The following is a 25,050-nucleotide window of genomic DNA, read 5'->3' as shown; positions in this document are numbered from 1 at the left end:
GTGTTTCCTAAAGGTCTTCTGAGAGAAGCTTCATCAGAAACGCCTTTATGGATCTGCCACAGTCTCAGAGACCGGGCTTGAGCACGTAGCCCTTGCCGCGCACGGTCTGAAGGTAACGCGGCTCCTTGGGGTCCGGCTCGATGCGGCGGCGCAGGCGGGTTACCTGTACGTCCACCGCGCGCTCGCCAATTTCGTCCATGTCCAGCGTTGTTGCGATCTCGGTGCGCGACAGGATCTCGTTGGGGTGGCGGGCCAGGACTGAAAGCAGCGCTGATTCGCCGCCTGTCAGGTGCACGATTCCATCCGCATTGGACAACAGGCCGCGTACCGGATCGAACTCCAATAGCCCTAGTCGCACGATACGCAGGTTGCTGCTGGGCACGGGCGGTACGAATCGGCGTAGATGGGCCTTGAGCCGCAGCAGCAGTTCACGCGGTTCGAACGGTTTGGCCAGATAATCATCAGCCCCGGCTTCCAGTCCGATGATCCGGTCTTCCGGCTCTCCCCGCGCAGTCAGCAGCAGGATGGGGAAGTCATGTTTTTCGCGCCGTAGCTCGCGTGTCAGTTCCAGTCCATTTTCACCCGGCATGGTAATGTCGAGCACCAGCGCATCGGGCTGCATGAAGCCCAGCACCTGACGTGCTTCCTGTGCGGATGATGCGGCACTGACGCGAAAGCCCTGTTCGCTCAGGTAGCGTTGCAGCAGGCGGCGCAGGCGCGGGTCGTCATCCACTACCACCACATGGGCATCAACGATCATGCTGTCACGGGGGGAGGAGGCATCGCAGGCCGTCTGGATCATGGGGTACTCCGGTCTGGAAGGGGAGAGGCACCGGTGGATACGCCGGGAGTGTCCGATTCGTCTATCAACCCGCGCATGACGCGGCGAAAACCATCGACCGCCTTGCCGCCCGCCTTGCGGTAGGCCCGCAGAAGCACCTCACGTTGCAGGGAAAAAAGACGGCTTTCAATCTCCATTCCACGCGGGGTCAGGTAGAGTTGCTTGCGCCTGCGGTCCTGTGCTGCGGTCTGCTGCCTCAGCAGGCCCAGCGTCAGCAATTCGCCCAGTGCGCGGTTCAGGCTTTGCTTGGTAATGCCCAGCGTGCCCAGCAGGCCGCCCACGGCCAGGCCGGGCTGGAGGGCTATCGCCTGCATGATGCGGTAATGGGCATGTCCAAGACCATGGACCTGCAGTTCTTCGTCTATCAGCGCATTGAAGGCCCGGCACGCCAGCATGAGCAGGTCCTGCGCCTGTCGCATGTCTTCATCACGCAGGAAGAGCAGTTCCACCCCTGCACCCGTGGCGGTGCCACGGGTGGGAGGTGGACGGGGGGGCGCCATGGCGGAAACGCGTGCCCGCTCAGGCAATACGGCCGGTCAACCGGTTGCGCAGGCGCGTGATGCGGCCGACATCGGCCAGGCGACGGTCAAGGAATTCCTCGACTGCTGCCGGGTTGCCGCCACGTGCGATCCAGAACAGCAGGGTCGAAACATAGACACCGCTCAGGGTGGCGCGCTTGGTCACGAAGGTGAAGCCGGTAGAGGTATCGGCCGCAGCATCCCATATGGCGTTCACGCTCCGGGCCAGTGTGCGGGCCAGGATGCGGGTATGGCCGGGTACCATCAGCACGGCCAGCGCCTGACGTATGGCCGCGCGGTAGGGTGCGGCCCCTTCCAGGCGGAACAGGATGGCGGCACGTACGCGGCGGCTGATCTTGCGGCTGCGGAATTTGTCGCTTGCGGCCAGCATATCACGGTCCATTAGGTCGAAGCACGATTCGGCCACCTGCGCCATGCCATCGGGGAAGAGGATATCCGCATCCGCTCCCAGGCAGGACCGGAGCAGGGCCGGGGTCCATGACGTGCTACCCGCGCGCGGATCGGCCAGGAACCGGCGCAGCAGGTCATCACCCTGTGGTGAATGCTGGAGCGCTGGCGGTGCCATGGCGGAGGTCGCAGCCGCAACAAGGAGGGAAAGGTTCATGTGCGCTCTCCGTAACGTGCCATTTCGCTGTCAAATCCCATGCGCCCCAGATCGGGCATGCGCATGGGGTAGAGAATGCCGTTCAGGTGGTCGTATTCATGTTGCAATACATTGGCCAGGAAGCCCGATGCAACGCCCTGCACCATCTGCCCGTGCGCGTCGAGACCACGATAGGCGATGCGCCGGTAGCGTGGCACCCAGCCCCGCATGCCGGGAATGGACAGGCACCCCTCCAGCCGGTCTACCCTTTCTTCGTCCACGGGCTCCAGTTCCGGGTTGATCAGCGCCGCAGGCGGGCAGGGCGGATCATCCGCGCCCGTGCTGCGGGTGGGGGGAACATGGTAGACGAACAGGCGCAGGCCCTGATGTACCTGTGGGGCAGCCAGCCCGGCACCCTGCGCGTCGAGCATGGTCTCGATCATGTCCGCTACCAGCACGTGCACGGCAGGGGCCTGCGGGTCGGCAACCGGCAGGGCGGGCTGGAGCAGCACCGGATGGCCCATGCGGGCGATCTTGAGCAGCGTCATGAAAGGAAACACCCTTCCTGTTTTGGGGAACATGTATATGACAGCGTTGGCGCGCAAAGCGGAGCACGAAATTCATCTGTCCTTTCCGGGCAGAAAGATTTGTGTTGCCGGGCGCGAGTGTGATATAGGTGCGGCCCGTTTGGGAATCGCACGAAGGGAATGGCCTCGGGCGGACGTTCCCCAAGTTTCAGTTTCATCGCCCGTCCATACCGGATGGCAGATCAGGAGTTGACGACCCAGTGCAGGTTCTCGTTCGTGACAACAATGTTGATCAGGCTCTCAAGGCCCTCAAGAAGAAAATGCAGCGCGAAGGCATCTTCCGCGAAATGAAGCTGCGTCGCCACTACGAAAAGCCGTCCGAGCGCAAGGCGCGCGAGGCTGCTGAAGCCGTGCGCCGCGCCCGCAAGATGGAGCGCAAGCGCCTGGAGCGTGAAGGCTTCTAATCCTGCGCAATCGGGATGGAATACGGGTCTGACCCGCAAGGAACCGGCTTCTGTAAGGGAGCCGGTTTTTTTGTGCCTGAAAAAGGAAATCGCGGAGAATTACGGCATGGACTCCCTTTCTGGCATGGATAACGCTGCCCCGCAGGGCTGGCGCCGGATGCGTGAGCGGCTGGTCCGCCGCATCCTGCCGCGCTCACTACTGGGGCGCATGCTGCTGATCGGGTTCATTCCACTTCTGGCAACGCAGGCCATATCGCTTGAATTGTTCTATGGCCACTACCTACAGGTCGTCTCGCGCCGCCTATCGGGAGACCTTGCAACCACCATCTCCATGACACTAGACATGCTTGAACGCTACCCCGCACCGGCGGACCGGCAGTGGATACTGGAGGATGCGGGCCGACGCGCGGGACTGGTTATGACGTTGCATGAGGGCGAAAGTCTGCACCGCCGCGGATCGAATCATGTGCTCGGCCCGATTGACGAGGATCTGGCTCATGATCTTCAGGCCGCCGTGCGCTGGCCCACTTTCGTGGACTGGAAGCAGGCGCACCACCGGGTCATGATCGCGGTGCAGACTCCCATTGGCGTGCTTCAGGTGGTGGTCCTGCGCAAGCGGCTGGTTGTGGCGCCCGTATGGCTGTTCGTAGCGTGGGCATCGGGCAGTGCGTTGCTTTTGTTTTTGATCGCGGCCCTGTTCATGCGCAACCAGGTGCGCGCCATAAGGCGGCTGGCGCGGGCGGCGGAGCTGTTCGGGCTGGGGCGCGATACCGTGCCCATCGTGCCCGAGGGGGCACAGGAGATCCGCAAGGCGGCTATTGCTTTCAACCGGATGCGTGAGCGCATCAACCGCTTTGTGGAGCAGCGCACGACCGTGCTGGCCGGTGTTTCGCATGACCTGCGTACGCCACTAACCCGCCTGCGGCTGTCACTGGCCATGCTGCCGCGTGAGGGCCGGGTGGAAGCGGTCAGCCTGCAACCTGATATTGCCGACATGATTGGTGATATCGGGGAGATGGAGCACATGATCGAGGGTTACCTGTCCTTTGCCCGAGGCGAGGGAGCCGAAACTCCGGTCGTGATCCGGGTGGAGGATATGTTCGATGAGATTGTGGTTACCCTGCGCCGCATGGGCGCGCAGGCGGCCATCGGGGCGCTTACGCCAGGGTTGGTCATGACCGGGCGACCCAACGCCCTGCGGCGCGTGCTGAGCAATGTTGCGGAAAACGCGCGTCGGCATGCGGGCCGGATCGTTCTTTCAGCCGAGAAGGGGCGCAGGCAGGTCGTGCTGTACGTGGATGATGATGGCTGCGGCGTGGAAGAATCGCGGCGCGAGCACGTCTTCCGGCCCTTCGAGAGTGGGGCCGCCGGCGGTACTGGCCTGGGCCTGGCCATAGCGCGTGACATCATTCACGCCCATGGGGGGCATATCGGGTTGGAGACCAGTCCACTGGGGGGCGCGCGGGTCCGTATCGTGCTGCCGAACTGACAGGCCTGTAAGGTCAGCAGATCAGGGCAGGGAGTTGCCCGACCCGCCATGGCCCGGACCACCGTTCATGCTGTTCATTGGACCGGTACTGCCACCGTATGTGCTGGTCATCTGGCTGAGCGGGTTGTAGCGGCCCACATTGCCCAGGATCTGCTGCATGATGTTGATCTTGGTGCCCGGTGTGGGGGTACGGCCCGCAGCCATGGTCACGTAGCGGGCATCATCCTTGTGCAGGCTGCGCAGGTTGCGCAGGATGCCGTTCTGATCAAATGTCAGGACCACCACATCCTGTTTGCGTACCTGTGGAAAGCTGAGGGGGGCCAGCACATGGGTCATGGAGACGTAGATCCACGTATTGTCATCAAACGTGGCGCGCCCGGTAGGGGATCCCAGAGCATCCATCACGTCCGAGCGCGAGGTCTCGCCAATCTTGAGCTTGTTGTAGTCATCCGCCTCGATCAGCGAGCCATGCTGAATCTTGCTCGGCTTGAAGACCGAACACCCTGACAGTGCCAGCCCTGCCCCGATGACAGCGCATGAAAACAGGCGTAATGAACGGGAGCGGGACAGGGTGTCCTTGGGTGACCGCATGGTCGGGAAAATATCCTGAAATAAGGGTATGGCGCATAAATGGCCTTTGTCTTTCCGGTGCCCCATCGGGGAAATGAAGTCAATCACAGATCGCCCCATGGACGGAAAAACACGCAGGCCGGATGGTCCTGTCCCCCATTTTTCAGCCGATGGAGCCTGTCCACGGCACGCGCAGGAGTAAAAAGACATGGATGCAGAATTTTCCCGCCCCCTCGCCGTGGGCCGCATCCCGGCCCGTGGCATGGAAACGGTGGTCGAGGCATCGGATACCGAATGCCGCAGGCTGGCCGTGCGTCTGGGCATTCCCGGCCTGCGCAACCTGTCGTGCCGTTACCGGCTGGCGCCGGGACGGGGCGGGGAAGTGCTGGCCGAAGGCTGGCTGACCGCGCATGTGACACAGGAATGCGTGGTCAGCCTGGAGCCGTTCGAGGATGCGCTAGCGGAATCGTTCACGGTGCGCTGCATCCCGGCCGAACGTTTCCGCGAGGATGACGAGATCGACCCCTTCAGCGTGGATGAAGTGCCCTATGCGCGCGATATCATTGACCTGGGTGAACTGGCGACGGAAGAACTTTCGCTGGCGCTCGATCCCTATCCGCACAAGCCTGGCAGCCGGATTCCGGACGAATTTGTAGGTAAGGAAGAGACTGACCCCGAAGAAAAAACCACGCGCAGGCAGCCTTTTTCCGCTCTGGCCGAGTTGAAAAAAAAGCAGAACTGACGCAAGGAAGGACGCAACGGAGGGGGGCACTGGCCAAGAACCTTGCACATGGTGCTCTTGCGCAAGTGCAAATGGTCTGCTAGAGCGCCCCCCTCAATTATTGATAACTGACCGGTGTAACGCCACGAGGGTGTGCCTGCCGGTTGTGATCCAGATCGGAGGGGCCCAGGCCCATGGCTGTACCCAAGAGAAAAACCTCCCCGTCCCGTCGTGGCATGCGTCGCAGCCACGCAGCGCTCAGCGTTCCGGCACATGCCGAATGCTCCAACTGTGGCGAACTCAAGCGTCCGCACCATGTCTGCAGCCACTGCGGTCATTATGACGGTCGCGAAGTCGCATCCGCCGGCAAGGCGTTGAAGACGGCGGTCCGCGCCTGATAATCAGGGTGCCACTGACGTTACTGCCCGGTTATGGCGTGCACCTTCGGGTGTGCGCCGATGGGCATTCCCGGGCGGTTCTGTCCGGGGCGCGGGGGTAGGGTCATGCCAAAGTGTATGGCCCGCACCTTGCGCGTTCCTTTCCTACCCGGCACAAGACGAGCATGAGCGAGACAGGTTCCCCCCTTCCCGAGACTGGGCCCTATACCCTTGCCATTGATGGCATGGGCGGGGATGGTGGTCCGGAAGTTGTGGTGGCCGGACTGGCGATTGCGGCAGACCGTCATCCTTCGGCCAGAATCCTTCTGGTGGGGGATGAGATGAAGCTGGCTGGCCTGTTGGCCCGCCATCCGCGTGCCGCTGCCATCTGTACCATCCAGCCCGCAGGTTCCGCCATTCCGATGGATATGAAGCCCACGGCGGCACTGCGCCTGCGTGACTCGTCCATGCGGCTTGCCATGGACGCGGTATCGCGTGGTGAGGCGCAGGGCGTTGTCTCCGCAGGCAACAGTGGCGCGATGCTGGCGCTGGCCAAGATTGTCATTAAAACCCTTCCTGGCATAAGCCGCCCGGCCATGGCTGCCATAAGCCCCACGACACGGGGTGACGTGGTGATGCTGGACCTGGGGGCGAACGTATCGTGCGACTGGCGCAATCTGGTGGAATTTGCCGTAATGGGCGAAGCTTTCGCCAAGGCGGTGCTGGGGTTGCCCGCGCCCACCATCGGCCTGCTCAATGTAGGGTCGGAAGAGCTGAAGGGCGACGAGCGCCTGCGCCAGGCAGCCGAAGTGTTGCGTGGTAGCCCGCTTGCCCGACAGTTCCACGGCTTTGTGGAAGGCCATGACATTACTGCCGGCACCACCGATGTGGTGGTGACGGATGGCTTTACCGGCAACGTGGCCCTGAAAACGGGGGAAGGCGCGTTGAAAATGGCGTTTACCCTGCTGCGTCAGGTCTTTACCTCCAGCCTTTTGGGGCGGATTGGTTACATTCTGGTGCGACCCGGCCTGGAGCGCATGAAAGAATGGCTTGATCCGCGCCGTTACAATGGCGCCGTGTTCGTCGGGCTTAACGGTGTTGTGGTCAAGTCCCATGGTGGCACGGATGCCGAAGGCTTTGCCGCTGCGGTGGATGTGGCGATGGACATGGTCACCCACCGCTTTACCGATGGCATACGGGATCGTCTTGCCCATATGGAAAGCCTGACAGCCGTCAGGACAAGCCCCGACCAGTCGCAGGCAGTTCCTGCATCCTGACCCTGCGGCATCCGGTATGGTGGCAGGGGCTGGTGCCTGTGCCCACCCGTGTATGTGAAATGATATTGGTGGAAAGACAGGCATGACAGCGAAACGCTCGCTTCTGTCCGGGTTTGGTGGTTACCTGCCTGAGCGGATCGTTACAAATGACGAGCTGGCTTCCGAGCTCGATACATCCGATGAATGGATCAGTGGCCGCACCGGCATCAGGCAACGCCACCGGGCGGGAGAGGGGGATACCGCCGTCAGCATGGCAGCCCATGCCGCGCGGCAGGCACTGGATTACGCCGGTGCCACCCCGTCCGATGTTGATGCGGTAATTGTTGCCACCAGCACGCCAGACGAGGCATTTCCCGCTACTGCCGTACGCGTGCAGGCCGAACTGGGTATGACGGGTGGATTCGGCTTTGATCTGTCCGCCGCGTGTTCCGGTTTCATCTATGCGCTGTCCGTGGCCGATTCGCTGATTCGGAGCGGACAGGCCCGCTCCGCGCTGGTCATTGGCAGCGAAGTTTATTCCCGCATTCTGGACTGGTCGGACCGGGGCACCTGTGTGCTGTTCGGTGACGGGGCGGGTGCGGTATTCCTGACCACGGCAACCCCGGAAAGCGGGGAGGCAGGCATCCTGTCCACTCACCTGCATTCCGACGGACGGTATGGCGACATGTTGTATGTGGATGGCGCCACGGGCCAGCGCGACAGGCCGGCCCATCTGCGTATGCAGGGGCGTGATGTGTTCCGTCATGCGGTCAGCAAGCTGTCCGCCTCGGTTGATGAGGTGCTGGCGGCCAATGGCCTGACCCACGCGGAGGTGGACTGGCTGGTGCCGCACCAGGCGAACCTGCGCATCATTGATGGCGTGGCCCGCAAACTGGCCCTGCCGACCGAGCGGGTGGTGGTGACGGTGGACCGGCATGCCAATACCTCGGCCGCCTCCATTCCGCTTGCACTGAATGAGGCGGTTCGGGACGGACGCATCAAAAAAGGTGACCTGGTGCTGATGGAAGCACTGGGCGGTGGCCTGACATGGGGCTCGGCGCTGGCACGTCTGTAATGTCGTTTCGGTACCACATTGAAAAGAGCGGCCAACAAACTGACAGCCGTTCTGCCACATTCAATTGACGATGAGGGCGGGCATGCATAACGTTTGTTGCATGAGCACCGTGACGCGCGCCACTCTGGCAGAACAGATATATGATCAGGTCGGCCTGTCCCGCCATGAATCCGCCGACATTCTGGAAGACATTCTGGAGCGGATGGCACGGACACTTGAAACCGGCGATACCTTGAAAATTAGCGGGTTCGGCACGTTCTCTGTCCGGCAGAAGGGACAGCGGACGGGGCGCAATCCCAAGACGGGCGTGGAAGTACCGATTCTTCCGCGTTCCGTGCTGGTTTTTCGCCCAAGCCAACTGCTTCGTGCCCATGTCAACGGACAGGCTGGCAGGGATGACCTGCCGGAAGGAGATGACGAATGAGCATGCAGGACCATCTGGACGGGACCATGCCCGCCGGAACGGTGCAGTCGGCAATGGATACGCTGCCGATCTATGAGGTCGCGCGCGAACTGGGTCTGGCCCAGCATGTCATGCGCATGTGGGAGACGCGTTTCCCGCAATTGCGCCCGCTGCGTGGGCAGGGAGGGCGGCGGTCCTACCGCGCGCATGACATTGCGGTCCTGCGCCGGATTGCCGACCTGCTTTACGTGCAGAAACTTTCATTGGCGCAGGCCCAGGCCGAACTGGCACGCGCCCAGTTGACCGATAGCACGCTGTCAACGCCGGTGCTGGAGGTCGCGCACCCGGTGGTGGAGAGCGGCGTGCCAGAGCAGCCCGCAACACCACCTGCTATCGCAGCGCCAGAGGCTGCTGCACCGCATGCTGAGGCACAGGCACCCCATCCCCGTATCGAGCCGCCCCCTGAGGGCCCCGCTCCCGAACCGGCCTCCGTTGTGGTGGTGGAGCAGGTGACGGCCGTGGCCGAAGTGGATTATTCCGTGGCGGTGGAAGACATGTCGCCCGCCATTGCCGAACCCGCAGTCTCCGAACCCGATACGGCAGAGCAGCCCCCCGCGATGGAAAGCAGTGTCGTGACAGACGAAGGTGCCGTGGCGGATGCTGCCCCTTTGGCAGAGCAGGAAGAAGAGCTTCCGCTTGAACAACTCGTCATGATTGAACTGGAGCGCCTGCAGGCTGAAAATACGGTACTGCGTGACAGCCTGCGTGGCGTATTGGTGGAACTGCAGGCACTGCGGGAGATGGTGCCGGTCTGATTATCCGGTTTTTTTTATTTTTGGCCAGAACATGACTTGCAGTCCTCCCCGGTGGCTGCTACATCCTGCGCATCGCAGACAGGCGGGCAGTAGCGCAGCCTGGTAGCGCATCAGTCTGGGGGACTGGGGGTCGTGGGTTCGAATCCCGCCTGCCCGATATCCTTGTCTGCGATAAGATTTTTCCCGAAGCGGAACAGAAAAAGCATCCTGAAAAGGGTGCTTTTTTGTGTTTGTACATCAGTCGAGCGGGCGTGAGCTTTTCGCCTTGTGTAGAACGCGTTTCGACGGCTTTTTGAAAAATAGCCCGTCGATAAAAACGGTGAAAGTTTTTGGGTAATGCCTTTTTTTCGGAAAGATGGCGTCCCGAAATTTTTCATGATTCGTGGGTGTTTGCTGTACGGGCGTTTCAGTAGCGTGCCCGGCTCCAGTTCAGCCACAGCATGTGCAGCACGGCCATGATGGCGGGGCCTACGAACAGCCCCAGCAGGCTCCAGCTTTCCGCCCCGCCCAGAATACCCATTAGCACCCATAGGAATGGGAGTTGGGTCGAGCCGCCAATCAGGGCGGGCCGCACCAGATGGTCAGCCAGGAAGATCACGGCAATGCCGAACAGGACAATGGCCAGCGCAGTCAGCACGGCACCCGTATTGACCAGAAGCAGCAGGGCCACGGCACCGATGGCAATCAGCGCGCAGAAGGGGATCATGGCGGCAATGGCCGTAATTACCCCGAACAGGAAGGGATGCGGTGCGCCTGCCACCAGATAGGCCAGCCCCATCAGCATGCCTTCGCCAATGCCCACCAGAACCAGCCCCGATACCGAACCGTGGACGGAGGCGATCATCTGCAGCGCAATCCGCTCGCCGCGCTTGCCAAAGGCCCGACGCGAAACATTGAGCGACTGGCGGATAACTGCATCCCCATCCTTGAGCAGGAAAAACAGGGTCAGGATGGCAAACACGAACAGAAGCACCCGGTGCAGCACCTGCGAGCCAAGCTGCTGGGTAACCTTCACACCCTGGCCAATGTTCATCGAACCGAGCAGGGCGGAAATATCGGCCGGGTTCTTCAGGTGGTCGGTCCACCATGTCTCGATCGCCTGCTGGCCATAGGGCAGGTGGCTGATCCACGGTGGCACCGGAATGCCGGAATGCCGTGCATCGTTGAGCAGGCGCAGCACGCCTTCCGCCTCCCGCCCTGCTTCCAGCCCGAACAGCGCCAGCGGCCCCAGAAAGATCAGCGCCATGGCCAGCGTGAACAGCACTGGCAGCATGGTCTGGTGTGTGCGTGAGTGCCAGCGCCTGCGCGCGCGTGCATAAAGCGGCCAGGAGGCGATGGCGAAGATGCACCCCCAGATGAGCGAGGGCAGGAAGCCGCGCACGGTGTAGAGGGCGAGCAGCACGAAGAACAGCGCCAGCAAGGCGCGGGCCACGCGCTGGGTGCGCTGTGTTTCGCTGAATGACCGGAAGATACGCATGGTGGAGACGGGATCGGCCTCCATCCCCGGCGCGGGCGCAGGCTCCTGATCCGCGTTATGGGGCTCTTTCATGGTCATTCCTCTGGAAAACGGGCGCTGGTCACAGGGGGCCTGATCCGCATGGTACTATATGGGCAGGGACATTCATCCTATTTTGGCGCTGCCGTTTCAACGGCCCATAGGGCAAAAGCATGAATCAGGGCTGCTTCCTTCAGGGAATCGAAACGACCCGTTGCTCCCCTGTGTCCCGCTTCCATATTGGTGCGTAGCATGATGGGCCGGTCCGATGTGGTGTGCTCACGCAGGCGGGCCACCCATTTTGCCGGCTCCCAATAGGTTACGCGCGGGTCGGTCAGCCCGCCCATGGCCAGTATGGCGGGATAGGGACGGGGGGCGATCTGTTCATAGGCGGCGTAACTGGCAATCAGGTCATAGGCCTGCACGTCCTGCAGCGGGTTGCCCCATTCGGGCCATTCCGGCGGGGTGAGCGGCAGGGAAGCGTCAGACATGGTGTTGAGTTCATCCACAAACGGTACCACCGCCACAATGCCCGCAAACAGGTCGGGCCGCATGTTGGCAATCGCGCCCATCACCATGCCCCCTGCCGAGCGGCCATCGGCCACGATCCGGCCGGGCGCGCCAAAACCCGCTTCGGTCAGGGTCTGGGCACAGGCAATGAAATCCGTGAAGGTATTGGGTTTGTTGCGCCCGCGTCCGCCAAGGAACCAGTTCCATCCCTTTTCAGACCCGCCGCGCACATGGGCGATGGCGTAGAACCACCCTCGGTCCACCAGGCTGAGCACGCGGGTGGAAAATACCGGGTCAATGGCATGGCCATAGGCGCCATAGCCGTAAAGAAGCAGCGGGGCGGACCCATCGGGCGGGGTATCGTGACGGCCCAGCACCGTGACCGGCACCTGCTCGCCATCGGGGGCGGCGGCCATGAGTCGCCAGCAGCGGTACTGCGCGGGGTCATGGCCCGAGGGCACTTCCTGCTGCTTGAGCATCTTGTCCGCACCCGTCACCATGTCGTGGGCATGCCACTGCCGTGGCGTGGTGGGGGACTGGTAGACGTAGCGCAACGCGGTGGTGTCATATTCATACCCGCCGCTCAGGGACAGGTCATAGGCGGCTTCAGCGGGTTCGAGTGCGCGGGTGTTGCCGGCAAGGTCGCGCATGATGATGCGGGTATTGGCGTCACGCCGTTCCCGCCAGGCAACATGGCCCGACCATACCGTGCAGTCAGTTATGTAGCGGCCGGGTTCATGGGGCACGAGATCGCACCAGTTCTCCTGCCCCGGTGCGGTATCCGCCGTGACCATGAGCTTGAAGTCATACGCGCCATCGGCATTGGTCAGGATGATGAAGTGCTGCCCCTGGTGGTAAAGCCCGTACATCAGGCCATCCCTGCGTGGTGCGGCGCAGACGGGGGCGGCCTGCGGGTCATGACCGGGGATCAGCCAGGATTCGGACGTATCATGGTTGCCGCTGGAGATGATGATCCACCCGCCCGAGCGCGTGGCCTCCACGCCTGCGAAAAAGCCCGCATCGGGTTCCTCATAGACCAGCGTGTCGGTTTTTTCCCCGATCCGGCGGCGATAGACGCGCGCGGGGCGGCCATGCTCGTCACGCCAGACCCAAAAGAGGAACCGGCTATCGGGTGAGAAGACGAACGCGCCGCTACAGTTGTCCACGCCGGGAATGGTGGTGGCGGGATCATCCAGATGGCGGATGCGGATGCGGTAGATCTCGGAACCCTGCGTGTCCTCCGCATGGGCGAACAGGGTGTGGTCGGGGCTGTGAGTGGCAGAGGCAACGGCGTAATAATCATGCCCGCGTGCGGCCTCGTTCACATCCAGCAGTACCTGCTCCGCTTGCGGGGCCGTGGCGGGGTAGCGCTTATACACGGGGTATTCCGCTCCCGCGCTGTAACTGGTCTGGTAGAAAAACGGGCCGTGCGGCAGGGCGGGATAGGTATCATCCAGTTGCATGCGACCCTTCATTTCCGCCACAAGCTGCGCCTGAAGTTCCTCGGTGCCGGACAGGATGGACCCGGTATAGGCGTTCTCCGCGCGCAGGTGTTCGGCAATCTCGGGGCGTAGCAGGGCAGGGTCGCGCAGTACGTTCTGCCAGTTGTCATCCTTCATCCAGGCATAGCTGTCGTGGCGGGTGCGGCCAAGCTGCGTGATGGTGTGGGGGATCCTGCGGGGTGTGGGGGGGAGGGTCATCGCATGGTCCTTGCGCACGGGGGGAATGTTGCGGGTGGGGTCAGGATGCGACCGGGGCGTGCCAGCCGGTCAGGCCCTGGCGCAGGCGCTGGCCTGCGGGGCTGTGTTCATCAATCATGCCCGTGCGCAGGAACAGATCAATCAGCACAAGGTTGACATTGAATTTGAACTCATCGGTATCGCGTACCAGGGTGTATGCCTCGGACAGGGGGATGAGGCGGAAGTCCTCCACCTCCCCATCAGCGGGGGTTGGTACGAAATCAGGTGGCAGTTCCAGTTCAAAACAGTGCAGCACGTCCCGGCGCAGCCCTTCCGGGCGGTCCAGGGCATAGCGGATATCGGCCGTGGGGCGGGCGGTATGGACCAGTTCGGGCGGCAGGCTGGCTTCTTCCGCCGCTTCCTTGATCAGCGCCTGGGCCGCCGTATGCCCGGCTGGAATGCCGCCCGCCACCAGATGGTCCAGCTTGCCGGGGTCCAGCCGCTTGGTCATGGAGCGGCGCGCGATCCACAGGTGCAACCCGTCCGGCTTGCGTACAAGGCCGTTGAGATGCACCCCCGCCGCCATAAGTCCGAACAGCGGCAGCGCGCCACGGTCAATGCAGGCCACGGGCGGGCGGGTCATGTCGGTCCAGACATCGAACAGTTCATGGTGGGAGCGGTACACGCCTTCACGCGCCATGGCCTCGCCCACGGCTTCCAGCCGGGCGGGGTCGGGCAGGGTCACGCTGCTGCCTGAATGGATCATGCCGTGCTTCAGCAGGGCAGGCAGGCGTGCAGGCTGCACCCAGCCGGCTGCCTGATCACCCAGCCTGAACTCCAGCCGCCCGCCAGGCAGCACCGCCGTGTTGCATGCGGCGATATGACGAAAAAAACCTTCAAGGCGATCTGACATGTTCCATCCCTGTACTTTCGGGTCATGGCTGGCATACCGGCTGGCCTGAAGGCTGACAATCCTTGAGCAGCCTGCTGGCAACAGGGAATATGGGTTGCAAAATCCGTGCCACATGCTCCATGCCGTGCATATGACTGTTCCCGACAAGAACCGGCAAGACAGGCCGGAACGTTCCGCCGCCGACACCCTGCGCGGCCTGCTGCCTTACCTGTGGCCCCGGCATGATGCGCGCACCCGCTTGCGTGTGGTAGGTGTGTGCCTGCTGCTGGTTGCGGCCAAGGTTGCCACCATTGGCGTGCCCTATGCCTATAGTTGTGTGATTGATGCCCTGCAGCCCGCTGCGGGCCGGGCGGTCATGATGCCCCTTGTGCTGATTGTGGGCTATGGCCTGCTGCGCATGGCGGCGGCGGGTCTGGGGGAACTGCGTGATGCCCTGTTCGCCCCGCTGCGCTACCGCATAAGCCGGATCGCGGCCATGCGCAGTTTTAGCCATATGCATCAGCTTTCGCTACGCTTCCACCTCAACCGGCAGTCCGGCAGTGTCACGCGCGCGATTGCACGCGGCACGGAAGCGATCGAGACCCTGCTGCGTATGGGCGTGTTCAATGTGGTGCCTACGTTGATCGAGGCGCTGCTGGTCATTGCCGTCATATGGCGACTGTTCGACTGGCGTTACGCGGTGGTGATGTTGCTGGCGGTGGCGGTGTATGTCGTGTTCACCATCCAGTTCACGGCGTGGCGGATCGGGCTGCGGCGCCAGATGAACGAGATCAACAGCGAGGCCAGCTGGAAGGCGCTGGACAGCCTGCTCAATTACGAGACGGTCAAGTATTTCGGCAACGAGGACCATGAGCGAAAGCGCTACGAGGACGCCCAGGACCGTTATGAGCGCGCCGCCATCCGCACCCAGGTCTCGCTTAACGGGCTGAACTTCGGTCAGGCCGCGATCATTGCCGTGGCCCTGATTGCCGTCATGCTCATGGCCGGCCATGATGTGGAGGCGGGGCGGATGACCGTGGGGCATTTCGTGCTGGTCAACACGTATCTCATGCAGCTTTACATGCCGCTCAACTTTCTGGGCAGTGTCTATACCTCGTTGCACAATTCGCTGGTGGACCTTGAACACATGTTCGCGCTGATGGGCGAGCAGGCCGACATTACCGACCCGCCGGATGCCGCAAGCGTGCCCGCGCGGCTGGACGAGGCCCCGGCCGCTGACATCCGCTTCGAGAACGTGCATTTCAGCTACCGCCCCGACCGCGAGATCCTGCGCGGGGTGAGCTTTCACATACCTGCGGGCCACCGGGTGGCCGTGGTCGGCCCGACGGGGGCGGGCAAGTCCACCATCAGCCGCCTGCTGTTCCGCTTCTATGATGTGACGGCGGGGTGCATCATGCTGGATGGGCACGATATTCGCACGCTGTCACAGGCGGCGCTGCGCGGGGCTGTGGGCGTGGTGCCGCAGGACACCATCCTGTTTAACGATACGATCGGCTATAACATCGCCTACGGGCGGCTGGGGGCCAGTCAGGCAGAGGTGGAGCAGGCTGCGCGCCTGGCCTGCATTCATGACTTCATCATGACCCTGCCCGAAGGCTACGCCACCCGCGTGGGCGAGCGCGGGCTCAAGCTTTCTGGCGGGGAGAAGCAGCGCGTCGCCATCGCGCGCACCATCCTCAAGAACCCGCGCGTGCTGATACTTGATGAGGCCACGAGCGCGCTCGATACCCGTACTGAGCAGGAAATCCAGTCGGCCCTGCATACGGTTGCCGCCAACCGCACCACGCTGATCATTGCGCACCGGCTGTCTACCATCGTGGATGTGGATGAAATCCTCGTGATGGGGCAGGGCCGCATCATCGAGCGTGGCACGCATCGCGCCCTGCTGGCCCATGGCGGCGTATATGCCGAAATGTGGGCCGTGCAGGCGGAGGAGGAAGCCGCCTGCGCCTGACCTGTTGGCCTGCCTGCACGCTTGTGACAGGTTTCATGTGCCCGCCGCACTGGTCAGCGCTGCCATGGCGGTACATATCAGGGGGAACGTGAAAAGGAGCCGTGACATGACGGATACGAACAACCCGCCCCCCAATGGCGAGGCCATTCCCCCTGAACTGAGCCATTGCGGCGCGGTGGTGGACAAGGCCATCGAATACATGCTGGGCGAGAACCTGCCGCCCATGGCCATCGCTTCCGCCCTGCTGGGTGGCTCGCTGGGCCTGCTGTCGCGCACCATGGGGCGCGAGGCCATGCAGGGCATGCTGGAAAACGCGCTGCACAGCGTGCAGGCAGGCGAACTCCATCCCGACCATGACCACGCGGCAGACTGAGCTACATGGCGGCAGGGAGTGGGAAAACACACCCATTTCCCGCCCTTATGGCACAAAATGCGCCGAATCATGCTTATGCATCTTGACTGATGGCGGTGGTTTGGCGATAAGCCGCGCCTAATCCAGATGATCCTTGCCGGGCATTTATGCCTCGGCCATAGTTATACCCGAGGATGATAGAATGTCTCGCCGCTGCCAGATCACAGGCAAGGGCGTGCTGACCGGCAACAACGTCAGCCACGCCAACAACAAGTCCCGCCGCCGCTTCCTGCCCAACCTGCAGGAAACCTCGCTTCTGTCCGATATCCTGGGGGCTGCGGTTCCCATGCGCATGACCACGAATGGCATCCGCACGGTTGAGCACAATGGCGGGCTGGATTCGTTCCTCCTGTCCACCCCGAACCGCAAGCTGACGCCTGAAGCCCTGACGGTTAAGCGCCGCATCCTGCGCGTTCAGGAAAAGAAGGCTGCTGTAGCCTGACACACCGCGCGGCCCCCGCACCCATTGGGGGCGGGCGGCCCGGTGCTGTCGTAGCCTGACAGAAGTCTGGCGCATTGTTCCGCTGTGCCGGTCTGCGTCGTCCAGGTTGAAAGAGACTGAGGGCGGAAGCAGCTTACGGTTCCGGCAGGCGCGAAAGGGAGCGGTTCCCCTTCGCGCCCGTGTTGTCTTGTGGAGGTTCTCCCGTGTCCGCCAAGTCTGATCTTTCCCTGATTCGCAATATCGGTATCACCGCGCATATTGATGCCGGCAAGACCACCACTACCGAGCGTATTCTGTACTACACCGGTGTGTCCCATAAGATCGGTGAGGTGCACGAAGGCAACACCACCACCGACTATATGGCGCAGGAGCGTGAGCGTGGCATCACCATCACGTCCGCCGCCGTGACGTGTGAGTGGGAAGGCCGACGCATCAATATCATTGACACCCCGGGCCACATTGACTTCAACATCGAAGTCAACCGCTCGCTGCGTGTGCTCGATGGCGCGATCTTCATCATCGAAGGTGTGGCTGGCGTGCAGCCCCAGTCCGAGACCAACTGGCGCCTGGCTGACCGCTACAACGTGCCGCGCATCATCTTCATCAACAAGCTGGACCGTACTGGCGCCGATTTCTACTACGCCTTCAGCACGCTGAAGGAAAAGCTGGATATTGTTGCAATCCCGCTGCAGTTGCCCATCGGTACAGAAGAAAACTTCGTCGGTGTGGTCGACCTGGTCGAGATGCGTGCGATCATCTGGGAAGGTGGCGAACTGGGCGCGAAGTTCCATTACGAGGAAATTCCCGCTGACCTGAAGGAAAAGGCCGCCGAAGCCCGCGAAAATCTGCTCGACACCGCGCTGTCCGTTGATAACGCGGCGATGGAAGAATATTTCGAGAAGGGCGACGTGGATGTTGCAACGCTCAAGCGCTGCATCAAGAAGGGCACCATTGCTGGTGACTTCCGTCCTGTGCTGTGTGGCACCGCGTTCAAGAACAAGGGTGTGCAGCCCCTGCTTGATGCTGTGATCGACTTCCTGCCCGCACCGGACGACGTGGAAGGCATCCGCATCGCTCCGCCGGAAGACGAGGAAGTGGACGAGAACAAGCTGCCGATCATCCCGGTTGACCCGGATGGAAAGTTTGCTGGTCTCGCCTTCAAGATTATCAACGACAAATACGGCACCCTGACCTTCGTGCGTGTTTACCGTGGCGTGCTGCGCACCGGTGATACCGTGCTGAACACCACAAAGGGCCACAAGGAACGTATCGGTCGTATCTTCCAGATGCATGCTGACAAGCGTGAAGAACTCAAGGAAGTCCACGCCGGTGACATCGCCGCCTTCGTTGGCCTGAAAGACACCCAGACGGGTGACACGCTGGCAGACCCGGCAGACCCGGTGGTTCTGGAGCGCATGACCTTCCCGATCCCGGTCATCGACATCTCGGTCGAGCCGAAGACGAAGGATGGCGTGGAAAAGATGACGCTGGCGCTGCAGAAGCTGTCCGGTGAAGATCCTTCCCTGCGCCTGAAGACCGATCAGGAAACTGGCCAGACCATCCTGTCCGGGATGGGCGAACTGCATCTCGACATCATCATCGACCGTCTGCGTCGTGAATATGGTGTGGAAGCAAACATCGGTGCGCCGCAGGTGGCTTACCGCGAGACCATCACCCAGGCGCATACCGAAACCTATACCCACAAGAAGCAGTCCGGTGGGTCGGGCCAGTTCGCTGAAGTGAAGATCGAGTTCGCACCGGTCGAGCGTAACGAAGGTATTTCCTTCGAGAACAAGGTCGTGGGCGGCACCGTGCCCAAGGAATACATCCCGGCGGTGGACAAGGGCATTCAGGCGCAGGCTTCGACCGGCGTGCTGGCTGGCTTCCCCACGGTGGACTTCAAGTTCACGCTGCTGGACGGCAAGTACCACGATGTCGACTCCTCCGCGCTGGCGTTCGAAATCGCGGCCAAGGCCTGCTTCCGTGAAGGCATGAAGAAGGCCGGTCCGGTCATCCTTGAGCCGATCATGGACGTGGAAGTGACCACCCCGAACGATCACGTTGGTGACGTGGTGGGTGACCTCAACCGCCGCCGTGGCATGATCCAGAGCCAGGAAACAGCCGGGTCCACCGTCATGGTGCGCGCTGCTGTGCCGCTGAAGGAGATGTTCGGCTACATCTCGCATCTGCGGTCCATGACCAAGGGGCGTGCATCCTTCACGATGCAGTTCCACCACTACGACCCGGTGCCCCGCAATGTTGCGGAAGAGATCATGGCGCAGTCCGCCTGATCTTTCTCAAAAGAGAGCATCAAAAGGAAACCGGCCCTCGAAAGGGGCCGGTTTTTTTATGCCTGTCTGGCATGCACCCAAAAAATGCTAAAAGTTTTTCGCTGCTGCCTGTTTTCAGGAAGGCGGCGATCGTGGGCATTTTACAGGCAGGGTTCTGAAATACTCTCCTGTCGCACGCGGTCTGCAAAGGTCCGAAAGAGGTTCGGGGCGATTATGGGGTGCAAGCCGTGTGGCTGCGCCTGTCGATACCCGCTTTTACTGGCGGTATGCGGGGAAAGGTGAGGGCAGACAAAAGGATGGCTGTTCTGGAAAGCGACAGAACGGCCAGGATCGTGCGCGTTCGCTGCGTCTGGTCCCTGCCACGGGGCGGGCAGGGCATCCGGTTCCTTCCGCGTTCCGTTGCGTGAGATCTGTCACCGAGCCGGATATCTGCGGATTTCCTGCCGCTTCATGGTAATCTCTGGCGCTCCATGTGTCCCCTCGGCGATTCCTGTCGCGTGAGACGCTGGTGAGGCCGTGCGCGAAGGACTGTCAGGGAAAGATTTTCATCCACCTGCCGTCATGGTGGTGGACACGGCCATCGTGTTCCAGCTTTTCCAGATGGGCATGCAGGTTGAGTTGTGCCGCGCGGCGCAGGCCAGGGCGCAGGTTGTGGTACATGCTGTCCACGATTTCATCGAGCGTGCGTGGGGTGGTCGGCAGCAGGGCAAGGATGCTTTCCTCACGTGCCTGACGGTGCGCCATAAGACCGTCAATGCATTCTTCCACCCTTGTGATGGCAGGCCCATGGGCGGGCAGCAGCAGGCGGGCATGGCGGCTGCGCAACCTGTCCATGCTGGCCAGGAACTGCCGTACGGAGCCATGTGGGGCCGGGGGGATCATGGTGGTGGACCAGCCCATGACATGGTCACCGGTCAGGATGATGCCATCCCCTGTTTCAAGGCAGATATGATCACTGGCGTGGCCGGGAGTATGCACTACCCGCAGGTCCGCGATTTCATCGCCATCATGCAGGCCGATGTCGGGTGTGAATTCCGGCTCGGCACTGGCATGGAAGCCGCATACAGGCACACCCAGCCGTAGTCCCAGCGGGCGGGCGCCATCAAGATGATCATGATGGGTGTGGGTGAGGATGATGTGCGTGACGGGTCGCCCACTGGCCGCGTCCACCAGCGCATCAAGGTGTGCAGAAGTGGCGCTGCCGGGGTCTATCACCACACAGCCGCCCGTATGTTCAACCAGCCAGCTATTCGTGCCGTTGCCGGTCATGGGGCCGGGATTGTTCGCCACAACCCGCCTTATGGTGGCGGATTGAGGCAGGGGCACGCCATAGGGCGGCGGCGGTTCGCTGACGCGCCACCCGTTACGTGCCACCTTTACCGCTGCGTCAGCCAAAAGCACCGACATGGTGCATCACACCGGTGCTGATCTCGCGCGTCATCTGGAACAGGCGCTGCATGGGTTCGAATATCTCGGTATATTCGCGCCGGTAGGTGCCTTCCTGCCGGGGACCATGGGGTTCGTGGAAATCAAGATCGAAGCCGCTATCAGCGCGATAGGGGAAGATATGTTCAAGCTCACCCAGCACGCCGGGTATCTCCAGGCACAGGACCTTCAGCGTCAGCACATCACGCGAGAAGGCATGGCGGGGGGAGAAATAGGGCACCTGCGTAGAGCGCAGCCAAATCTGCTCGATCAGGGCGATACGGATGGCATGCAGCAGTAGTTCGTTGGGTTGCATGCGCGGCGCATCGGGCCATGCGCGACGCAGGGCCAGGTGATCAGACTGGATACGGCGGAACATGGCCTGCGTGCTGGCCCAGAAATCAAGGTTTTCCAACCCGTGCATAAGGGTAAGGCAGGCTTCCTGCCGGGCGGGATCGGTCTGGGTGGTGGCGCGTTCCAGCCACATGTCGGGGTCCAGCAGGCGGATGACGCCGCGCAGCACTCCGTGGTCGGAATGAGCTAGCGCATGGGCCGCGAAGTCCATGGCGCGACGGAAGCGGGGGCTTTCGGCCAGGTATTTCTCGAACGTCTCGGGATGCCGTGCCGCCGCCGTGCCCAGCCCCTGTAGCGTGTTGGCGCACCAGGCCAGTTGCTGCAGGATGGCATTGTTGGGAATGGCGCGCAGCTGGCTGGGATGCTTGATGCGGGTTACGGTTGACGCTGCATCACTCTGCCGCGCGGACGGTCGCGATCCGGTCTTGTCGATCAGTGACGGGCCAAACGCGCCCAGTAGGGCGGCATAGCCGGGATCTTCCACCAGGTCGGTCATGCCATTGGCGATGGTGGCGAAGAAATCGGCCGAGAAGTCCGGTTCGTCATAGACCGGATCACGGTCCAGCGGGGTGGCGGCAAAGGCATGCTCGGCAATAATGCTGACGGTGGCGTCCGCCAGTGTCTGGGTGCCGAACAGCAGATAGCCGTCGCCGCCCTGAAACGCGGTTTCCTCACGCATCTGGATGCCAGCGCGGGCATAGCGGGCACGCGCATGGGGCGGGGAGAGGTAGTCGAAACGGTCTGCCAGCCGGTACGGGTGCGCGCCACGGCCAATGCTCTCACCGTGCGTGTCGAACAGGATGACCTCAACAAAGGCCAGATCCCATTTGCGCAGCAGGTCGCATACCTTGATGCGCAGCCGCTCGATCAGGTAGGTCGCGGCGAGCTGTCCCACATAGCGCCCGGAGTCGGAAAAGCCGAACTGCAGGCTGAGCTTACGCGTGCGCTGCAGATAGGCGCGCCAGTGGGGGGAGCGCAGAGCTTCCTCGATGATCTGCTCGCCATTCTCCAGGGCTTCCTGCGTCTCGAACAGGGGCGAGATCTCGATCATCTCCTCCACGCCATACAGCCGCGCCAGCCATAGTGCGGTCAGCAGGGTGTAGCCTGTCTCGGTTTCGGCAATCAGGAAGCGGATGGGGGTGGTACGGTCGATGTGACGCAGGATCTGGCGCACGGTCATCATCAGCCGGCCAGCACTGGCCTGCTCCATCAGCAGCGAGCCGAAATCGATCTCCATCGGTGCCACAGTGTCCAGCGCCTCGTTCATCTGGCCGATCAGTGCGCGGCGTTGGGCGGGAATGTCCGGGCTGTCGGTAATGCCCAGGCGCTGGCGGGCAATGTTGTGCAGTTGTGTCGCATTGAGCCGGGTATGCGTGTGGGCAAGCGAGAGCCCATGCGCCATAAAACCCGCGCGCGCCACGGCCAGCACCATCTTGTCATCAGGTGCTGCCGCGTCGATCGCCTCGCTGAAGGCGGGGGCAAGGTCGTTACTGCTGGTCAGGGCTTCGGCGCTGCGGTTGATCAGCACATCAGCAAAGCGCGAGATCGCTTCTGGTTCCGGCCCGGTGGGGCAGGCGGTGATCTGGGCGCCCACGGCTGCCAGCGCATCCTTCACGCGCGCCAGCAGGTCGTTGGCGACGGAGGGGACCGCCTCGATCTGGTCATGCAGGCGGGCAAGCTGGAGCTGCTTCATGCGCAGGCGGAGGTGCAGCGTGTCCCACCAGCCGATGTCGGTTCGGCCATCGGTATCATAACCGACCCAGCTGGTCATGATGATGGGACGCGGCACCAGCGTGCACCACAGTTGCGACCAGTGGGTCCGGGCTTCCGACAGCAGGATCGTGTTCAGACGGTCCAGCGCCGTGCGCCCGCGCGCGATGGCCTGAGTGGCCAGGGTAAACTCCTCATCCAGCGTGGGTGGCCCTACCCGGCGATGGGTCAGGAAGGCGGGGACATGTGCTGGTGGTTCCGTGGGGTTGGTGGAGGCGAGTTCGGCCAGCGCCTCGTAAACCGGGTTGGCCAGCGCGAAGGTGGGGTGGGCAGTGAACACGGCGGCAAAGCGGCTACGTTCAATGGCGGCGCGAAAGCGTGCGATGGGCACGGGGCTGTCATCGGGGTCGGGCTGGACAATGCGCTGGGCCACCGCGTGCATGCGCGCGGTCACGGTCTGCTCATCGGGGCCATCAAGGTAGGTGGCAATATGGTGGGCGCGGCCAGCAAAGGCGCGGTCGCGCAGCAGGCGCACCATTTCCTCCACCTGCTCCACGGGTAGGGTGCCCGCTGTCATCTGCCGCCCGATATGGCGGGCCAGCGTCATGACCGGGCTGCCTGACGTGGTCTCGTCATGGCTGGCTATCAGCCGACTGGCCTGTTGCAGAAGGGCGGACACATTCCGGGCGGCGGCTTCGGTCATCGTGTTGTCCTGTCATGGAAGGTCGTCATGGTTGTTTCAAATCCCATGTTCGCGGGCGTCCCGCAATGTATTCCCATGCATTTCACATCTATTTGGCATGATACACCGAGTGTTGCTTGGGCTGGCGCAGAGACAATGGTATCAGGGACTTCATGAATGGTATTCCACAATCGGACCAGGACGCGCGGCGTGTGCTGACACGCTACAAGCGTTCCGCCACGGGCCTTCTTGCTGCCATGGCGGGGCTTACGGTAGCAGGTTACGCCCTGCCGCAGATGGGCTGGCTGGCCGAACGACCATGGCTTGAGATCCTGCGTTCGGGCACCAAAGCAGGGGTTGTGGGCGGACTGGCGGACTGGTTTGCCGTGACCGCGCTGTTCCGCAGGCCGATGGGCCTGCCGATTCCGCATACCGCCATCCTGCCCGCGCAGAAGGAACGCCTGGCGCAGGCGCTGGGGCGTTTTGTCTCCAACACTGTGTTTACCGAAAAAGAGGTCGAGGCTGCCTTTACCCGCATCGACCTGCCTTCGCTGATTGGTAGCATCCTGCAGGAGCCGGAAACGGCGGACATGGTCAGTCGCGCCGTGCTGGGCTCGGTGCCGCATGTGCTGGACCGGCTGGAAGATGGGCGGGCCAGTTCCGCCATAGCTGGCATGCTGCCCACCCTGCTGGGGGGCGAGGAGATTGCCCCCATCGTGACCCGTAGCCTGCGCGCGATGGTGGAAGGCGACTGCCATCAGGAGGTGCTGACCTTCCTGCTTTCGCGGCTCAAGGAGGGGATCAAGGCCAAGGAGCCGTCCCTGCGGGCAATGATCGAGGACCGTGTGCGCGAACAGGGCGGGCGGGTGCTGGGCTGGGCCATTGGCGGCTCGATCGCCACCAAGGTGTTACTGGCGGCAGGTCAGGAACTGGAGCGCATCGACCCGCAGAATTCGGAACTGCGTGAAGGCTTTACCACCTGGGTCCGCTCCGAGATCGACCGCATTGAACAAGACCCCGTGCGCCGGGGCGAGATTACCGATGCCGTGAAGGGCGTGCTGACCCATGACAGCGTGCGCGGCTGGAGCAGCGATGTCTGGCACCGCCTGCGCCGCCTGATCGAGGAGGATACTCGCAAGGGCGAGACCAGTTGGGCCGCAACCCTGGTGCGTGACGCGTTGCAGCGCCTGGCGGAGCAGATGTACCACGACCCCACCATGCGCAAGCGCGTGGATGATGGCGCGCGCGGTATGGTTATGGGTAGCCTGCCTTTCCTGCGTGAAAAGATGTCGCGGTTTATTTACTCGGTGGTCAATGGCTGGGATGCGGACAGCCTGAGCGACCGGCTGGAACTGCGCGTGGGCAAGGATCTGCAATATATAAGGCTTAATGGTACGCTGGTAGGCTTTCTGGCCGGGTGCGGGCTTTCCATGTTATTGCAGATGATATTCGGCACCGGGATCGGGTAGGACGATTTGTGTGGTACGATTGGACTTGACGGCGCACTGCTGGTAGCCCATCTG

23 protein-coding genes and 1 tRNA gene are annotated in these 25,050 nt (G+C 62.4%); 14 read left to right on the top strand and 10 right to left on the bottom strand.

The window, feature by feature from the left end; all coding sequences use genetic code 11:
* Positions 1 to 64: 64 nt before the first annotated feature.
* Genes GLX_RS04820 through def form a run of 4 tightly spaced genes read right to left on the bottom strand, consistent with a single transcriptional unit; the run spans position 65 to position 2,511 of the window.
* On the bottom strand, positions 65 to 802 hold the full coding sequence (locus GLX_RS04820; protein ID WP_014104890.1) for a response regulator: 738 nt from the start codon (positions 800 to 802) through the stop codon (positions 65 to 67).
* Positions 799 to 1,341 carry a MarR family winged helix-turn-helix transcriptional regulator gene (locus GLX_RS04815; RefSeq protein WP_014104889.1) on the bottom strand — a complete coding sequence of 181 codons (543 nt, stop codon included), beginning with the start codon at positions 1,339 to 1,341 and terminating at the stop codon, positions 799 to 801. The genes GLX_RS04820 and GLX_RS04815 overlap by 4 nt, the downstream gene beginning before the upstream one ends.
* Before the next feature lie 19 nt (positions 1,342 to 1,360).
* On the bottom strand, positions 1,361 to 1,984 hold the full coding sequence (locus GLX_RS04810) for a COQ9 family protein (RefSeq protein WP_014104888.1): 624 nt from the start codon (positions 1,982 to 1,984) through the stop codon (positions 1,361 to 1,363).
* On the bottom strand, positions 1,981 to 2,511 hold the full coding sequence (def, locus tag GLX_RS04805) for a peptide deformylase (protein WP_014104887.1): 531 nt from the start codon (positions 2,509 to 2,511) through the stop codon (positions 1,981 to 1,983). Before def ends, GLX_RS04810 begins: the two co-directional genes overlap by 4 nt.
* A gap of 239 nt (positions 2,512 to 2,750) precedes the next feature.
* Between def and rpsU the strand changes: the two genes are divergently transcribed.
* Together rpsU and GLX_RS04795 are read left to right on the top strand one after the other, a co-directional pair.
* Positions 2,751 to 2,954, top strand: a complete 204-nt coding sequence (rpsU, locus tag GLX_RS04800) for a 30S ribosomal protein S21 (protein WP_010506446.1) — start codon at positions 2,751 to 2,753, stop codon at positions 2,952 to 2,954.
* Positions 2,955 to 3,060: 106 nt separating this feature from the next.
* Positions 3,061 to 4,443, top strand: a complete 1,383-nt coding sequence (locus GLX_RS04795; protein ID WP_014104886.1) for a sensor histidine kinase — start codon at positions 3,061 to 3,063, stop codon at positions 4,441 to 4,443.
* A gap of 21 nt (positions 4,444 to 4,464) precedes the next feature.
* Here GLX_RS04795 and GLX_RS04790 read toward each other — a convergent pair whose 3' ends face one another.
* Complete coding sequence (locus GLX_RS04790) at positions 4,465 to 5,034, bottom strand: outer membrane protein assembly factor BamE (protein ID WP_014104885.1); 570 nt, start codon at positions 5,032 to 5,034, stop codon at positions 4,465 to 4,467.
* 187 nt (positions 5,035 to 5,221) lie between these two features.
* Here GLX_RS04790 and GLX_RS04785 point away from each other — a divergent pair, with 187 nt between their 5' ends.
* The 7 genes from GLX_RS04785 to GLX_RS04760 all read left to right on the top strand — a co-directional run bounded on the left by GLX_RS04785 (position 5,222) and on the right by GLX_RS04760 (position 9,817).
* Positions 5,222 to 5,755, top strand: coding sequence for a YceD family protein (locus GLX_RS04785; RefSeq protein ID WP_014104884.1), 534 nt, complete (start codon positions 5,222 to 5,224; stop codon positions 5,753 to 5,755).
* A gap of 173 nt (positions 5,756 to 5,928) precedes the next feature.
* Positions 5,929 to 6,132: a 50S ribosomal protein L32 gene (rpmF, locus tag GLX_RS17015; RefSeq protein ID WP_010506434.1), complete on the top strand. Its 204-nt coding sequence runs from the start codon at positions 5,929 to 5,931 to the stop codon at positions 6,130 to 6,132.
* Positions 6,133 to 6,296: 164 nt separating this feature from the next.
* On the top strand, positions 6,297 to 7,388 hold the full coding sequence (plsX, locus tag GLX_RS04780; protein WP_014104883.1) for a phosphate acyltransferase PlsX: 1,092 nt from the start codon (positions 6,297 to 6,299) through the stop codon (positions 7,386 to 7,388).
* Between the two features lie 82 nt (positions 7,389 to 7,470).
* Positions 7,471 to 8,442, top strand: a complete 972-nt coding sequence (locus GLX_RS04775) for a beta-ketoacyl-ACP synthase III (RefSeq protein WP_014104882.1) — start codon at positions 7,471 to 7,473, stop codon at positions 8,440 to 8,442.
* A 100-nt stretch (positions 8,443 to 8,542) separates the two neighbouring features.
* Entirely contained in the window at positions 8,543 to 8,866 is a 324-nt protein-coding gene (locus GLX_RS04770; RefSeq protein ID WP_041247188.1) for an integration host factor subunit alpha, read from the top strand.
* Positions 8,863 to 9,660 carry a MerR family transcriptional regulator gene (locus GLX_RS04765; protein WP_014104880.1) on the top strand — a complete coding sequence of 266 codons (798 nt, stop codon included), beginning with the start codon at positions 8,863 to 8,865 and terminating at the stop codon, positions 9,658 to 9,660. The genes GLX_RS04770 and GLX_RS04765 overlap by 4 nt, the downstream gene beginning before the upstream one ends.
* 83 nt (positions 9,661 to 9,743) lie before the next feature.
* Positions 9,744 to 9,817: transfer RNA gene (locus GLX_RS04760), tRNA-Pro, on the top strand.
* Between the two features lie 249 nt (positions 9,818 to 10,066).
* On the opposite strand, the gene GLX_RS04755 is transcribed toward GLX_RS04760, so the two are convergent.
* From GLX_RS04755 to GLX_RS04745, 3 genes are all read right to left on the bottom strand, one after another.
* Positions 10,067 to 11,215, bottom strand: coding sequence for an AI-2E family transporter (locus GLX_RS04755; protein WP_014104879.1), 1,149 nt, complete (start codon positions 11,213 to 11,215; stop codon positions 10,067 to 10,069).
* A gap of 71 nt (positions 11,216 to 11,286) precedes the next feature.
* Positions 11,287 to 13,365 (bottom strand): S9 family peptidase, encoded by a 2,079-nt coding sequence (locus GLX_RS04750; RefSeq protein ID WP_014104878.1) that lies wholly within the window; start codon positions 13,363 to 13,365, stop codon positions 11,287 to 11,289.
* Between the two features lie 40 nt (positions 13,366 to 13,405).
* Positions 13,406 to 14,257 (bottom strand): NUDIX hydrolase, encoded by an 852-nt coding sequence (locus GLX_RS04745; RefSeq protein WP_041247187.1) that lies wholly within the window; start codon positions 14,255 to 14,257, stop codon positions 13,406 to 13,408.
* A gap of 112 nt (positions 14,258 to 14,369) precedes the next feature.
* Between GLX_RS04745 and GLX_RS04740 the strand changes: the two genes are divergently transcribed.
* The 4 genes from GLX_RS04740 to fusA all read left to right on the top strand — a co-directional run bounded on the left by GLX_RS04740 (position 14,370) and on the right by fusA (position 19,356).
* Positions 14,370 to 16,211, top strand: a complete 1,842-nt coding sequence (locus GLX_RS04740; protein WP_014104876.1) for an ABCB family ABC transporter ATP-binding protein/permease — start codon at positions 14,370 to 14,372, stop codon at positions 16,209 to 16,211.
* Positions 16,212 to 16,317: 106 nt separating this feature from the next.
* Positions 16,318 to 16,584 carry a hypothetical protein gene (locus GLX_RS04735; protein ID WP_041247186.1) on the top strand — a complete coding sequence of 89 codons (267 nt, stop codon included), beginning with the start codon at positions 16,318 to 16,320 and terminating at the stop codon, positions 16,582 to 16,584.
* Between the two features lie 181 nt (positions 16,585 to 16,765).
* On the top strand, positions 16,766 to 17,065 hold the full coding sequence (rpmB, locus tag GLX_RS04730; RefSeq protein ID WP_007399798.1) for a 50S ribosomal protein L28: 300 nt from the start codon (positions 16,766 to 16,768) through the stop codon (positions 17,063 to 17,065).
* A gap of 203 nt (positions 17,066 to 17,268) precedes the next feature.
* A complete protein-coding gene (gene fusA, locus GLX_RS04725; RefSeq protein ID WP_014104874.1) occupies positions 17,269 to 19,356 on the top strand; it encodes an elongation factor G in 2,088 nt (695 codons plus the stop codon).
* Positions 19,357 to 19,887: 531 nt separating this feature from the next.
* Here the strand turns inward: fusA and GLX_RS04720 are convergent.
* Together GLX_RS04720 and GLX_RS04715 are read right to left on the bottom strand one after the other, a co-directional pair.
* Positions 19,888 to 20,763, bottom strand: a complete 876-nt coding sequence (locus GLX_RS04720) for an MBL fold metallo-hydrolase (protein ID WP_041247185.1) — start codon at positions 20,761 to 20,763, stop codon at positions 19,888 to 19,890.
* Entirely contained in the window at positions 20,744 to 23,548 is a 2,805-nt protein-coding gene (locus tag GLX_RS04715; protein WP_014104872.1) for a phosphoenolpyruvate carboxylase, read from the bottom strand. The genes GLX_RS04720 and GLX_RS04715 overlap by 20 nt, the downstream gene beginning before the upstream one ends.
* Before the next feature lie 152 nt (positions 23,549 to 23,700).
* Between GLX_RS04715 and GLX_RS04710 the strand changes: the two genes are divergently transcribed.
* Entirely contained in the window at positions 23,701 to 24,996 is a 1,296-nt protein-coding gene (locus GLX_RS04710; RefSeq protein WP_014104871.1) for a DUF445 domain-containing protein, read from the top strand.
* Positions 24,997 to 25,050: the final 54 nt, after the last annotated feature.

Source organism: Komagataeibacter medellinensis NBRC 3288, assembly GCF_000182745.2.
Lineage (GTDB): Bacteria > Pseudomonadota > Alphaproteobacteria > Acetobacterales > Acetobacteraceae > Komagataeibacter > Komagataeibacter medellinensis.
Note: the sequence above shows the minus strand (reverse complement) of the source record. Positions and strands in the feature narration are given on the sequence as shown.